Below are 14,692 nucleotides of genomic sequence, written 5' to 3' on the forward strand. Positions count from 1 at the left end.
AATAAATAAAACAATTACGCTAGGTGATGCAATGAATATCGGCACAAGGTTATCCCGCTCTTTTTTGACCACATTGATACGAAAAATCCCTCTTCATTGCGTTTTCAATTTGCGTTTTCAATGGTACTAGCCAACTATGAGCTTAACGCAGAAAATTCTCGGTATTATTACACTACTTATCGTCTTTATTTTCTTTTGCGCGGGTTATTACATTGCGGAATTTTCAGAACGGACTATTCGCTATAACGCACATCAAAAACTCCATGGTTCGCTTGAACTGACGAAAGGGATCATTAATGGTTACAATCAAAAGATGACATTAATTGCCGACCTCAATAGTCAGAATCGGCGCGTCATAAAAGCACTTGATCTTGGCATCAATCGAGGCGTCGCTCAGGAATTGAATGATTCGATAAAAAACAGTCAGTTCGTCAATTACATTTTTATCGTCGACTATGATGGTCACGTCTTTTCAACCTCCACCATCAATGACCAAAAAGAGAAGTTTTATGGCGACCAGTGGCTATATGAAAATTTGCTCACCCACAGTATGTTTAGTCCGCTGTTTATCCGCAATACCGTCATCAGTACACCGGGCGTCGACCCTTTCCTTGAGGACAAAGAGGCGATTTCTCAATGGGTTGTCAGCCCGATATTATTCCGTGAACAAGTGATCGGATGGACTCTCATTTCATTTGACTGGGAAACCAGTATGAAAGATTTACTCAATGCAATACTGCTGCGTCTCGAAAACGCCTTTTATCCGGTTACTCAAATCAAACTCTCCGATCAACTCAGCAATGTTACACCCGTCACTGTTGGCAATGACACCCCACCGACAATGCCTTTAAGTGCTGAAAAAGATATGTTCTTTGGGCAAGCCAACTACCTACTATCGATCACATTCAGCGAAGAGGGAGCACTGAGTAGTCTGAGCGCCATCAAACAAATGATGCTGTTCATTTTTACCCTTTCAGCCATCATATTAGCTTTAGCATTATGGATCTCTTTAAGAGCTCTTATTGTCCAGCCCCTTAACCAACTAAACTCGCGTATTCGTAAAATCAGCTCTAATCGCCCAGAGCAGAGGCTACCGAGTTTTGCTAGCCCCGAAGCGAATACCATAGCTTCAACGATTAACCACTTATTACAACGAATCCATACCAACACCATCTCGATAAATAGGCTTGATGAGGAAATGAAGTTCAAGCAAGCATCCGAATCAAGCCAAATACTGCTGAGCCAAAAACTCGAAGCTATCTTAGACACCGCCGCAGACGGCATCGTCACCATAGATCAGAAAGGTAAGATCCTTAGCTTTAACCAAGCAGCGCAAAGGATGTTTGGCTACTTAGAGCACGACGCGATTGGCATGCCTGTAGAAAACTTAATGCCGAAGAAATACGCCTCCATGCACCAAACCTTTATCGACCAACACAATGCGATAGGACGAAGCAAAATCATTGGTGTTAAAGATAAAGAAGGCCGTCTTGGCCGAGAGTTTCAAGCAGTCAATAAAGCAGGAGAACTGTTTCCGATCCTTCTATCCATTGCTAAAGTCGAGACCAATGATGACGTTATATTTTCTGGCGTGATCAAAGATATTTCGAAACAGAAAGATAGCGAGAAAGCGTTGATCGCAGCTAAAGAAGAAGCCGAAGAAGCAGCGAAATCGAAAAGCGAGTTCTTAGCTGTAATGAGTCATGAGATCCGAACGCCGATGAATGGCATCATTGGCATGCTCGACTTGCTATTGGATAATGACCTTAACACCTCTCAATCTCATCAAGCTTACCTCGCTCATACCAGTGCGATCTCCCTTTTGACATTGCTCAATGATATTTTGGACTTTTCCAAAATCGATGCCGACAAGTTAGAGCTTGAACGCCAACACTTTAATTTAAGGCATATGCTAGGTGATTTCGCTGAACAGATATCGGCGAGCTTAACCAATCCGAACGTTGAGATCATCCTAGATATGGTTCAAGTTGAGCACTCAATGATTCTCGCCGACAGTACTCGGATTAGACAGATCTTCGCTAACTTAGTCAGTAATGCTTTGAAGTTTACCGAGCAAGGTGAAGTGGTCATTCGCGTACGATTAGAAGAGCACGATGAGGACAGCTGGCAGCTTAATGCGTCAATTAAAGACTCAGGCATCGGTATTCCACAAGACAGACTCGATTCCCTATTTGATAAGTTCAGTCAAGTTGATGCTTCTACCACACGTCGCTATGGCGGTACAGGACTCGGACTAGCGATTGTTAAGCGCTTATGCCATGCCATGGAGGGACGCGTTACGGTCAATAGTGAGACGGGTAAGGGGAGCGAGTTTTCATTTAATATTCTGGTCGGTAAGTCGGACCAATCGATAAAAGTGATTCCATCTGTTGACGTATCGTTACTCAATATTTTGGTTGTCGATGACAATGCCATTAACCGCGAAGCCATTACACGCCAGTTGCAGCACTGGGGAGCAAAAGTGATTGCAGCATCTAGCGCAGACGAAGCCCTTGAACTTTGTGAACGCCGTAAAGACGAACAATTCCCGATGTTCGATATTGCCCTATTAGATATGCAGATGCCCGATGTAAGTGGGCTAGAGTTGAGTCAAAATCTGAAAGCGAACCCAAAAACTCAATCAATAAAACTCATTATGATGACATCTATCGATGCCATCTCTCAGCAAAACGCGTTTCAAACTTATGGCTTCAGTGGCTATTTCGTTAAGCCGGCAACCACTCAAGATTTACTTAACGCACTCAAGGTCATTGCCAGCCCCGACTTCTCACCAGGCGAGCAACTGGTCACCCACAATTATTTGTCAGCGTTAGAGCCCGAACCACAACCAGAACCCGAGCTGAAAAGCGGCCTACGACTACTGGTTGTCGAGGATAATCGCGTCAACCAAATAGTCATCACCAGCGTTTTACACAAAATGGGGCTCGACAGCACGATTGCCAATAATGGTAAAGAAGCACTCAGCGCGCTTTCAGGTTCACAATCCTTCGATATGATATTGATGGATTGCCAAATGCCAGAAATGGATGGCTACGAAGCCACCCACCGAATTCGCAACGGTGAGGGGGGCAAAGAAGTAAGGAATATACCGATTATTGCGATGACAGCCAATGCAATGGAGAGTGATCGCAAAGCCTGCAAAGACGCAGGCATGAATGACTTCCTGACTAAGCCATTAAATCGTACCTTACTCATAGAGAAGCTCCAGATATGGAGTCCATCAGATTAAGATGAGCAACTAATTTCCATTTTCTTACCCCAATCTGGCGGTAAGTTCGCATACGCTTCCATCTCTGGTTGCTCTGCATAGGGTTGGCGTAAAAGCTGCGCTAACTGATGAACCTCGGAGTAGTCACCCTGCTCCGCTTTATCAATCGCCAACTGAGCAAGGTAATTACGCAGAATGTACTTAGGGTTAACGTTACGCATCCGTTCGCAGCGCTCTTTATCACTAATCAATTGCCCTTGTTCATCACTTTCTTCCTCGCAGCGCTGCAAATAGTTTGCTAGCCATAACTTAGCTGCTTCTCTATCGATAAATAGATCGTAAACCTCACTAGACTCGTCGCGATCAAGGCAGGATAAAGCGCGCATAAAGCGGGTGTAGTCCACTCGGTTTTGATGCAGTAATTCAAACATCGAGGCGAACAACTGCGTGTCGTCCTCCTGCTTGTTTTGCAGACCGAGTTTACTGCGCATTAAGCGACTAAAATGTTGACCCAACTTGGCTTCATACTCAGCGAGAGCACGTTCAAGATCTTCTCGCTCAATTAATGGCGATAAGCTGTGCGCCAATGCCGATAGATTCCATAAGCCAATTCTTGGTTGTTGGTCAAAGGCATAGCGTCCTTGGTAATCTGAGTGGTTGCAAATGTAGCCGGGTTCATAATCATCTAAAAAACCAAATGGCCCATAGTCAAAGGTTTCGCCGATGATCGACATGTTGTCGGTATTCATCACACCGTGAGCAAAACCATACGCCTGCCACAACGCAATCATCTCGGCAGTACGCTCGACAATATTGTTGAACATCTTTACATAAGGCTTATCGTGATCGCGGCACTCTGGCCAATACCATTCAATCACTTTGTCTGCTAGCAGCTTAAGTTCGCTCAGTTGGTTGGTATAGAAGAAATGTTCAAAATGGCCAAAGCGAATATGAGTGGTTGCCACACGCAGCAGCAAAGCGCCTTGTTCAACTTTTTCACGATATACCGGCGTTTCACTCACCAACATTCCAAGCGCGCGAGTTGTAGGTATGCCAAGCCCCGCCATCGCTTCACTACAGAGGTACTCTCGAATGGTGGACCTCAACACTGCTCGGCCGTCTCCCATACGCGAATAGGGAGTGAGTCCAGCGCCCTTAATATGCAGATCATATACCTGACCGTCTTGAGCTTTCATTTCACCAAGCAACAACCCCCGTCCATCACCCAAATCAGGGTTGTACGTACCAAACTGATGGCCGGCGTACTTCATTGCCAGTGATGGAAGGCTTTCATCTACCTCCTCACCAGATAGCAAGCTTTTGAGTTCGCCACTCGGCGCAGTAACAGGCAGGTCAAACTGTACGGCAAGATTTTGGTTCCATGCAACCCACTCAGTGTTCTCGAGAGGCTGGGGCTGAACCAAGCTATAGAAACTAGTTGGCAGATTGACAAAACGATGTGAAAGATTGATTGGCGCGGACATATACAAACCATTAACAGAATTTAACAACCTGAAACTAGCACAAGCCTACTGAATAAATCCAGCCTGTAAGAAGCCTGCGAAATAATCCGCCTGCGCTATAACAAGAATTTACAGACTCGTAATACGACAAAAGTGGCCTTTTGAGCCACTTTTCTTAATTCAATACCTGCATTACTTACGCAATCCGAGAGAGATGCGAACAAAATCTCCATCTTCAAATTCGACCTTATGATCAAAAAGCGAAGAAGAGTAAATCGTACGTAAGAAACTATGCCTTTCACCGTGTGTGCCACGAAATAGCATCGAAATATCAGCAACAAGACGGTTACGGTTGTTAAAGTGGGCATTTAAGTCTTGAGACAGCACACACAATAAACACCCTTTACTGTTATGCTGCAAATCGACTTTTTCTGGGCTTGATACCAAGACTGTCGTGTTTAACTCTTTTTCAAGCATATTGACCAAGAGTAAGAAACTGTCCAAATGCGGCAACTCATCACCTTCAATAGGCGTGAGAAGATTGCCCAACATTGACTCAATATCTAAGTTCTGCGCTCGCGCATGGCTCACCAACGAACGCACTTTCTTCTTAAATGGCTTGTATTTTTTACTGTTGCTCGCTTTGTTTAACCAAGCAGACAGGATATCGTTAACATCTGAGCGAGACTTTCTCGACAGTACTTTACCTGTATGATTGGTGCGCAAATGAAGCAAAGCATGAAGAGCGAGTTCAGCCAGTAAAGGTTCAAACTCAGGTTTAATTTTAGTATGGATACTGCGCATATTTACTAAAGATGGGTACTCGGTAAGAACTTGGTCAAATCACATTCGATTGGGGAACGACATGCTACCGAAAAGCAACCTTTAAGTACAGCTATCAAGCGGCCCCATATCCACTAACTCTGCTATCTAGAGCTCAAATCGATAATTAATTTATGCAAAACTCGCCAAACGTTGCTCAACTATCTGCTTCGCTTGCAGGATTTTGCTCACCTTAGGATGCCGTGGGTCCTGCTTCATTAAGTTCGCAATCACAATATCAATACTGGTCGTAAACTGCTGCTCAAGAGACTGACGGTCTGGATGGCCCGCAACGTCATACTTAAGCATCGCATTAATAAAATGCGAATGGTGATTGATATAATATGGCGCCTCTTTTGCTTTGATCGCTAAGGAATCAACCATACTGCCAGATGACTCTTTGGCACGGGCACTCTTTATCGCATCCAGCTTACCCGCAAGACGCATATCAACTCGCTTTAAGATCAACCCATTCACCGCAGCCGCTAGATTCTTCTTTGTGACATTTTGTTGTTGCAGTCCCGGTCTCCACTGTTGAACTAAACCCAAACAGCCAATGTGCAGCGCAACCGCAATAAGGATTAGTTTACGATGCTGCCAATGTGTCTGTGCATACAAAACATCGAGGCGTCTTGGAGAGCACACGGGGTTACAACTGTTCATCTGCATTAATAGCTGATAGAGCCCTTTCGTCACCTTACGTGAATCAATCACCGATGACTGTGCTAAAACAAGAATCTGATTGAGCGTCGCTTTCAAGCTAGCAGGATTCAGCTTACCTTTTATTTGAAAAGCGATGATAAGATCGAGAAACAGTCTCAGCTCTTCAATTTCAATCCGCTGAGCATCACTCACAATCGCATCACCGTCGGCCTTGGCAAGGCAGCACAGCGCTTTATGATACTCTCCTAACCCAACATGAAGCATTGAGCAGTTAATCGTCAGCTCTACTCTATGAGGGAAGCGCTGACATAAGTTACTCATCACAGCGACTGCACGTTCCACATTGCTATCAAGCAGCGATTGATATGCAGTAATCTGCGAGACGATAGGATCTTCAGGATAACCTAATAACTCATACTCATGAGCCAAAGCCAACGCTTTATCATCATTCCCTATCTGAACATGAAGGTTTATTTGCTTTATCAAGGGCCAAGGGTGCTTCACTTGCTGATGCAGACGTTCTAAAACTTCAAACGCAGCACCGTAATTGTCTCGCTCAGCATAGTAATCAACCACGACTTTGTGACAGCCGAACCATTTCTCCCCTTTGCGCTTTAATTGAGCATCGCAAATCTTCATCACGCTCTCAAAGTACCCCAAAACAAGATGTTTATGCACCGCAGTTAGAATATCGCGTTTCAGCAGACTGACTGATACGGTCTGCTTGAGTTGAATATAGTTAAATGGATGACCAAGAATGTTATCTGGTTCTAGCTCCTGCACTTCTTTGAGCTGCGCCTCATCACTGCTATTAGCGATCATGACAAAGGAGCAGTTACGAGAAAATGATCGGCTTTGCTGGTAAAGGAAAAAATACTTAGCGCCTACGACACGTTTCTGGCTCATGTATGAGCAAAGGATTAGGTCAAACGAATATTGATTAATCAACTGTCGGTAGGTTACAACGTTCTGTGCCTTATGCACTTTGTCCTCTGCGCCACCCATTTTTTTTAGCATGTTTTTAATTGAGGAAGAAAGCATGCTGTTTTCTTCAACGATCAATATTCGCTTGTTTCTTAAATCTAAATTGCCAGCCATCTATTGTATCTATCGCACTCTCTGAGAATGAGACAAGGTGAAAGTCCGTCGCCAACAACCTTATCTGTTCGGTGTTCTAAATACACAAGAGAGAAAGAGTTTACAAATCAATCAATATAAAAAGATAACTATTCCTTTATATTCATATATTTAATGTCAACTTCACAACATCTACAGAATTCACTATAGAAATACTAAAAACAAAAACATAAAGAAAACGCGACCGTTTTGTTCACAAAACAAACAACTGCAAGCTAAATGGAATAGTGAGATATCAGCAGAAAAGCAAAAACCCCGGCAACTCTGAGAGTTATCGGGGTTTTCTAAAGAAATGGCACGCCCTGAAGGATTCGAACCTTCGACCACATCCTTAGAAGGGACGTGCTCTATCCAGCTGAGCTAAGGGCGCGCTACAGGGACAGGATTATACGAGGATGAGCCGTTAAAACAAGGGCTTTGTTTAACATTATGATCTGATTGACTAAAAAAAGGTCACGGAACTCTATTTTGATTAAAAACACCCCAAGGCAAACGTTTGCTTATGGATGTTCGTCAAATAATTTGCGACAATGCGCTGCAAATAAGTCGCTATAAATTCTTAAGGTATGTCATGACAGCTCAAAATATCGACGGAACTCTTATTTCCCAAACCGTTCGTTCAGAAGTAGCAGCGCGCGTTAAAGCTCGTAAAGAAGCAGGACTTCGCGCTCCGGGACTTGCGGTTGTTTTAGTTGGTGAAGACCCTGCATCTCAGGTGTATGTAGGAAGTAAGCGACGCGCTTGTGAGGAAGTAGGCTTTATTTCAAAGTCATTTGATCTTCCAGCAGACACAACAGAAGAGACGCTGCTTGCTCTTATTGATGAACTCAACAACGATGATGAAATTGACGGTATTCTAGTTCAGTTGCCTCTTCCTGCGGGCATCGATGCAACACACGTACTAGAGCGTATCCACCCAGAAAAAGACGTTGATGGTTTCCACCCATACAATGTTGGCCGTCTAGCTCAACGTATTCCAAAGCTACGCTCATGTACGCCAAAGGGTATTATCACTCTGCTTGATCGTTACAACATTGACCTTCGTGGTAAACACGCCGTAGTCGTTGGCGCTTCGAACATTGTTGGTCGCCCAATGACGCTAGAATTACTGCTAGCAGGCTGTACAACAACAACGTGCCACCGCTTTACTAAAGATCTAGAAGGCCATGTACGCCACGCAGATCTTGTAGTTGTCGCGGTTGGTAAACCGAACTTTATTCCAGGTAATTGGATTAAGAAAGGTGCGGTTGTGGTCGATGTAGGCATTAACCGCTTAGAGTCAGGTAAGCTGGTCGGTGATGTGGATTACGAAGTGGCGAAAGAGAACGCTAGCTTCATTACTCCTGTACCGGGCGGTGTTGGCCCAATGACAGTTGCCAGCTTGATTGAAAATACTATGCTAGCTTGTGAGCAGTTCCATACAAGCAAGTAGAGTTCAAAACGCTTCAGAGAAATAAAAAAGGGTTGATGTTTAAAGACATCAACCCTTTTTAGTTTTCAGTAAACGCGCTGTCATCCTCAAGAGTGAGGAACGAATGAATTGGAGATCTCTTAAAGCGAGCCTATAACTTTATGAGATTCCCTCATCCTTCGTTCTAAGGAATGACACACTGATTATTAATGCTTGTAATTACAGACTTAAAATCACACCCGCAATAGATGCGCTCATCAGGTTAGCCATGACGCCAGCAGCAATCGCTCGGAAACCATATTTAGAGATAAACGGACGCTTCTCGGGTACCACGCTACCTAGACCGCCGATCAGCATTGCCATGGTTGAGATGTTAGCGAAACCACACAGGGCAAAAGTAACAATCGCTTGCGAATGAGTGCTTAGCTGAGCTTTTACATCCATCAATTGAATGAAGGCAACAAATTCGTTCACAACGATCTTGTTACCAATCAGAGAACCCGCAGTAATCGCTTCAGACCAAGGGATACCTAATAGCCATGCAACAGGAGCGAAAAGATAACCAAGGATCAACTCAAAGCTTAGCTCAATGCCCATTAGGCTACCTAGCCAACCAAGCATGCCGTTTAGCATCGCAATCACACTAATAAACGCTAGAAGTGTCGCACCCACCGCGACTGCAATACGCAAACCTGACATTGCACCGTCAGCCATCGCTTCGACTACGTTGGTTGCACGTGGCATTTCAACGTTATCAAGTTCAGTAGTTGTATCAATCGTTTCTGTTTCTGGCACCATGATTTTCGCCATCAACAGGCCAGCTGGCGCCGACATAAATGCCGCTGCAATTAGGAAGTTAAGGTCAACACCCAACGATGCGTAACCCACCAGTGTGCCCCCAGCTACAGAAGCAAGACCACCAACCATAACAGCGAAGAACTGAGAGTCCGTCATGTGTTTTAGGTATGGCTTTACAACCAATGGCGCTTCAATCATACCGACGAAAATATTCGCAGTTGCAGACAGTGATTCTGCGCGGCCAATGCCTAGTAGCTTTTGCAAACCACCACCGATCACATTAATCACCTTTGGCATTAAACCAATATGGTACAAACCTGAAATCAGTGCAGAGAAGAAGATGATGATACCTAGGACATTAATCGCGAAGGTAAAGCCACCAGTCGCTAGGCCGCCAAACAGAAACGCAATGCCTTCTTGGCCATAGTTGATCAAGTTAGATACAGCGCCAGTTACTGTATTCAGCACTTCTTTGCCTGCAGGTACATACAGAACCAATAGTGCAAAAGAAATCTGCAAAGCAAACGCTAAAGATACCGTTTTTAGGTTAATGCTTTTACGATTAGTCGATAGCAGCCATGCGACAAACAGGATGGCTACAATACCAAGAATTGAGTTCATAAAATGAATCCGACAAAAGGGGGAACAAGAGTGGCGACGGAGTGTATAGAATCAAAAGTGAGATGCAAATCACATTTGTTAATTTCATGCGTTCTTAGATTGAACAAAAATCACCCACACAATCAAGTGACTGATTTTATTACATATAAACGTTTGCTTATTGATTTTATTTCCAATTAGAAAAGATGTTTCTAGGTTTGGAAATAATCGCTTCGCTTACCACCAAGATTACGGGCGCTGAATATAAGGGCTTAGGCGCTTATCCCAGTAGCAAGGCGTGCCAATGGTTTGCTTAATAAACTCAATTACAGCAGCGGTCTTCTTTGGCAAGTAACGACGACTTGGGTAAACCGCATAAAACGGCATCACCTGAGAAGCGCACCAATCAGGAAAAAGCTGAATCAGTTGACCGTTTCTAAATTCATCTCTGATTAAGTAAGTCGCAAGGTAGGCGATGCCCCACCCTGACACTGCGGCATCTCTCACAGCTTCAGCTAGATCAACCGAATAGTTGCCAGACACTTTAACATTCAGCTGTTCATCATGATTTGAAAAAGCCCAACGAGTGTAATCTCGCTCCCAACTACGATAGATAAGACAGTTGTGCTCAGCCAGATCATTAGGGTGCGTGGGGGTAGTATTCTTGACTAAATAATCCGGAGAAGCCGCAACCACAAAGTGAGAATCGGCAATTCTTTGTGCCACGTACCCTTCTGGAAGATGTTCGTTGTTAGTAATCCACAGATCGAGCCCCTCCTCCAACATATCGACCTTGTAATCAAACAAGTGAAGCTCTACTTGCAGCTTTGGGAAACGCTCCCTTAACTCATTGATAGCCGGGATAACATGTAAGGAACCAAACGACTGCGACAGACCTAGTTTAACCAAGCCAGCCACTTCATCTCTTTGGCATTCAACTTCACGCTGAGCTTCGTCGATGATCTCAACCACCTTGGCGCAGTGCTCATAATAATCTTGCCCAGCTTCAGTTGGGGTAAAGCTACGTGTGGTTCGCTGAACCAGTTGAATGCCCAGCGAAGACTCTAACGAGGCAAGCTGTTTACTGACATGAGAAACCGACACCCCTAAGCTTTTCGCTGCAAGAGTGAAGTTTTTATGTTTGAGCAAGGCAGCAAAAACCACCATTTGTGACGCGCGTTCTGACAGCAAAATCGTTTCTCAAAAAAGAAAGGAGCTCGATTGAGCTCCTTAAGAATACGTTGTTTCGTTCTTATAGGGTAATTCTATCAGCTAAATGGCTTACTGCTAGTGCAAAGTAGTAAGAGCGATTCCACTTCATAAGAACATTGTAGTTGTTGTAAACCAGATAGACTCGCCCATTCGCATTGTCTGGTGCCGTCAGCCATGCATCCACATCGACTTGTGGCAATGCGCTGCCATCGTAACGAGTGATGCCAAGTTGATTCCACTGAGCTAACGTTTTCTCTTTACCCTCGACACGTCCTTCTAGATTCATGTCGAAACCAGCCGGCAGTTTCACCTGACGCCCCCAAGTGAACGTATCATTCCAACCAGACTGGCTTAAATAGTTAGCGGCTGAGGCAAATACGTCCGCTTCGGTGTTCCAGATATCCTTCTTGCCATCTCCGTTACCATCAGCGGCAAAAGAGAGGAACGAGCTCGGCATAAATTGGCATTGGCCCATCGCACCAGCCCAAGAGCCTTTAAAATCCTCTAAAGGGATATGGCCTTCATCTAAGATCTGAAGTGCTGCCATGGTCTCTTTGCGGAAGAAAGCTTCTCGGCGACCATCATAAGCCATGGTAGAAAGCGCATCAATCACTGGGTAGTTACCAGTAAATCGACCAAAGTTACTTTCGATTCCCCAAAGGGCAACGATGAATCTTGGCTGCACCCCGTATTCTTCACCAATTTTGCTCAGCTCTGCGTAGTGCTCTTTATAGAGCGACTTAGCTTGCTTCACTTTCCAATCAGGCACCGCGCGCGGAATGTATTCGTCCAACGTTAAACGCTTCTCTGGCTGGTTATTATCGGCTTTAACTGCGCGAGGTTTGTGTTCAACATTGGCAAACGCTTGTTTGACGACTTGCTCAGAAATGCCTTTTTCACGGGCTTCTTTTTTCAGCCCTTCGATGTACTGCTCAAAACTCACTTCATTAGCATAAGCCGTGGACGCAATGGTCAGACCTAGTGCAACTGACAATAATTTCTTCACTTTTGCCCCCCTTGAGCAAAGTAAGCAACAATCCGAGTTTAAGTCGTTATTCGTCTTCGGATTGCTGACGAGCTTGTTTTTGCTCTTTGTATTCTTCTAGTAAATTTTTTGGTGGCGGCGGTAATTGTAGGAAAAAGCCTTCATCCTCAAGAGATTGTTTAACTTTTTCTACATCAACTTGTGCCAGGCTACGCCCTTCAAGTTTCACCACCATGACCATAGTAGGTTTGCCAAACATCTGCATTAATGTGTCAGGAACTTGTGAAAAATCATCCTTTTTAGGGATATATAAGTAAGCGCCTTCTTTTTTAGAACTTTTGTAAATTGCACAAAGCATGGGAAACCTTTGTCCGTTTGATTCATGGAACGTTAGTGTTTTGCCATTTTTGAGAGCAAAACAGTCAATTGATTGCAAGATAGCTTGCTGTGCTTATTTTAGGAATATAACATGATACCCCTAGTCTCAGGCAACGCCCTTAAGAGGTTGTAAGTAAAGATGTCACATACCCCAGACCTAAAAGGCAGTAGCTTTACTTTGTCAGTTTTACACCTTTCTGACAACGATGTAGAGAATTCGATTGATTTCCTACAAGAAAAGGTTACTCAGGCACCTGCGTTTTTCGCCCAAGCGCCAGTTGTTATTAATATATCTAAAGTGGATGGTGACATCGACTTTTCGAGGCTAAAAGAAGGCATTTCTCTGGCTGGAATGATTCCCGTTGGCGTAACAGGTTGTAAAGATAAACGAACCGAAAACTTGGCATCAGAGGCTAAATTTGCCGTGATGTCTGCAAGTAAATCGCCAACGCAAGCTCCAGCAACGATGCAGCCGACCAAAATCGTTCGCTCACCCGTACGTTCAGGTCAACAGATTTATGCGAAAGACGCTGACTTAGTGGTACTTAACCATGTTAGCGAAGGCGCTGAAGTCATCGCTGATGGCTCAATCCATATTCACGGAACATTGCGTGGCCGAGCGATTGCTGGTGCTAATGGCAACAAAGATGCAGTCATTATCTGCAATAAGCTCAATGCTGAATTAATGTCGGTCGCTGGGCATTATTGGTTAACAGAACAATTTGCCGAAGAGTATTGGCAACAAAAAATCATGTTTAGTTTGGACAATGACTCGCTCAAATTCGAGTTATTAACAATTTAAGAATTATAAGGAACACATAATGGCACGCATTATTGTTGTAACGTCAGGCAAAGGTGGTGTTGGTAAAACAACATCAAGCGCAGCTATCGCGTCTGGCCTTGCGGTGAAGGGTAAAAAGACGGCAGTGATCGACTTTGATATTGGCCTACGTAACCTTGATTTGATCATGGGTTGTGAGCGCCGCGTGGTTTACGATTTCGTTAACGTTATCAATGGTGAAGCAACGCTTAACCAAGCGATGATCAAAGATAAGCGCACAGAAAACCTGTTCATCCTGCCTGCTTCTCAGACCCGTGATAAAGACGCATTAACTAAAGAAGGCGTTCGTCGTGTGCTGGATGAACTTGACGAAATGGGCTTCGACTTTGTTATCTGTGATTCTCCAGCAGGCATCGAGCAAGGCGCGCTAATGGCACTATACTTTGCAGATGAAGCCATCGTAACAACGAACCCAGAAGTCTCTTCTGTACGCGATTCTGACCGTATCCTTGGCATTCTTGACTCTAAGTCTCGTCGCGCAGAAGAAGGTCTTGAGCCAGTAAGGCAGCACCTGTTACTAACACGCTACAACCCAACACGTGTAACACAAGGTGATATGCTGAGCGTAGAAGACGTGGAAGAAATTCTACATATTTCGCTACTGGGTGTTATCCCTGAAAGCCAAGCTGTTCTGAACGCTTCAAACAAAGGTGTACCAGTGATCTTTGATGACCAGTCAGATGCTGGTATGGCTTACGATGACACAGTTGAACGCCTGCTTGGCCAGCAAGTGGATTTCCGCTTCCTGACTGAACAGAAGAAAGGAATCTTTAAACGTCTATTCGGAGGCTAAATCGGCATGTCATTACTTGAGTTTTTCCGCCCGCAGAAAAAGAGCTCTGCGAACCTAGCCAAAGAGCGCCTACAAATTATTGTCGCTGAACGCCGTAGCCAAGGTGATCCAGCGCCTTCGTACTTACCGCAGCTTAAGGAAGATATTCTTAAGGTGATCGGCAAGTATGTAGCGATTGACCCATCGATGGTTGATCTCTCTTTTGAGCACAAAGATGATGATATTTCAGTGCTAGAACTGAATGTCAAATTGCCTGAAGACGAGAAGTAAGTCAGAGGTGATTTAATTTTTTAAGGCCGATGAGAAAGCATCGGCTTTTTTGTTTGTGCCGTAACCTCATACAGATTCCCTACTCCCTCA

Annotated in this window: 12 protein-coding genes and 1 tRNA gene; 5 read left to right on the forward strand and 8 right to left on the reverse strand. The window is 44.4% G+C overall.

Going from position 1 to position 14,692, the window contains the following annotated elements; genetic code table 11:
* Positions 1–136: 136 nt before the first annotated feature.
* Positions 137–3,250, forward strand: a complete 3,114-nt coding sequence (locus ACU01J_RS01015; RefSeq protein ID WP_481084036.1) for a response regulator — start codon at positions 137–139, stop codon at positions 3,248–3,250.
* Here ACU01J_RS01015 and ACU01J_RS01020 read toward each other — a convergent pair.
* The 4 genes from ACU01J_RS01020 to ACU01J_RS01035 all read right to left on the reverse strand — a co-directional run bounded on the left by ACU01J_RS01020 (position 3,247) and on the right by ACU01J_RS01035 (position 7,684).
* Positions 3,247–4,713, reverse strand: coding sequence for a protein adenylyltransferase SelO (locus ACU01J_RS01020; protein ID WP_481084037.1), 1,467 nt, complete (start codon positions 4,711–4,713; stop codon positions 3,247–3,249). The genes ACU01J_RS01015 and ACU01J_RS01020 overlap by 4 nt on opposite strands.
* Before the next feature lie 171 nt (positions 4,714–4,884).
* Positions 4,885–5,496, reverse strand: a complete 612-nt coding sequence (locus ACU01J_RS01025) for a DUF2913 family protein (protein WP_481084038.1) — start codon at positions 5,494–5,496, stop codon at positions 4,885–4,887.
* Positions 5,497–5,646: 150 nt separating this feature from the next.
* Complete coding sequence (locus ACU01J_RS01030) at positions 5,647–7,275, reverse strand: response regulator (protein ID WP_481084039.1); 1,629 nt, start codon at positions 7,273–7,275, stop codon at positions 5,647–5,649.
* 332 nt (positions 7,276–7,607) lie between these two features.
* Positions 7,608–7,684 (reverse strand) — tRNA-Arg (locus ACU01J_RS01035).
* Between the two features lie 201 nt (positions 7,685–7,885).
* Between ACU01J_RS01035 and folD the strand changes: the two genes are divergently transcribed.
* Positions 7,886–8,746: a bifunctional methylenetetrahydrofolate dehydrogenase/methenyltetrahydrofolate cyclohydrolase FolD gene (gene folD, locus ACU01J_RS01040; RefSeq protein WP_481084040.1), complete on the forward strand. Its 861-nt coding sequence runs from the start codon at positions 7,886–7,888 to the stop codon at positions 8,744–8,746.
* Between the two features lie 198 nt (positions 8,747–8,944).
* On the opposite strand, the gene ACU01J_RS01045 is transcribed toward folD, so the two are convergent.
* The 4 genes from ACU01J_RS01045 to ACU01J_RS01060 all read right to left on the reverse strand — a co-directional run bounded on the left by ACU01J_RS01045 (position 8,945) and on the right by ACU01J_RS01060 (position 12,678).
* Positions 8,945–10,144, reverse strand: coding sequence for a NupC/NupG family nucleoside CNT transporter (locus ACU01J_RS01045; protein WP_481084041.1), 1,200 nt, complete (start codon positions 10,142–10,144; stop codon positions 8,945–8,947).
* A gap of 228 nt (positions 10,145–10,372) precedes the next feature.
* The gene (locus ACU01J_RS01050) at positions 10,373–11,314 is read right to left on the reverse strand and encodes a LysR family transcriptional regulator (RefSeq protein WP_481084042.1); all 942 of its coding nucleotides are present in this window, start codon (positions 11,312–11,314) and stop codon (positions 10,373–10,375) included.
* Positions 11,315–11,375: 61 nt separating this feature from the next.
* Entirely contained in the window at positions 11,376–12,341 is a 966-nt protein-coding gene (locus ACU01J_RS01055) for a lytic murein transglycosylase (RefSeq protein WP_481084043.1), read from the reverse strand.
* Positions 12,342–12,387: 46 nt separating this feature from the next.
* On the reverse strand, positions 12,388–12,678 hold the full coding sequence (locus ACU01J_RS01060) for a YcgL domain-containing protein (protein WP_394127819.1): 291 nt from the start codon (positions 12,676–12,678) through the stop codon (positions 12,388–12,390).
* A 159-nt stretch (positions 12,679–12,837) separates the two neighbouring features.
* Here ACU01J_RS01060 and minC point away from each other — a divergent pair, with 159 nt between their 5' ends.
* From minC to minE, 3 genes are read left to right on the forward strand one after another with little or no spacing between them, the layout of a single operon-like run.
* Entirely contained in the window at positions 12,838–13,500 is a 663-nt protein-coding gene (gene minC, locus ACU01J_RS01065; protein WP_481084044.1) for a septum site-determining protein MinC, read from the forward strand.
* Positions 13,501–13,519: 19 nt separating this feature from the next.
* Positions 13,520–14,332: a septum site-determining protein MinD gene (gene minD / locus ACU01J_RS01070; protein ID WP_481084045.1), complete on the forward strand. Its 813-nt coding sequence runs from the start codon at positions 13,520–13,522 to the stop codon at positions 14,330–14,332.
* A gap of 6 nt (positions 14,333–14,338) precedes the next feature.
* The gene (minE, locus tag ACU01J_RS01075; protein ID WP_159651616.1) at positions 14,339–14,602 is read left to right on the forward strand and encodes a cell division topological specificity factor MinE; all 264 of its coding nucleotides are present in this window, start codon (positions 14,339–14,341) and stop codon (positions 14,600–14,602) included.
* The last annotated feature ends 90 nt before the right edge of the window (positions 14,603–14,692 follow it).

The organism is Vibrio sp. 2433-A1, assembly GCF_056726085.1.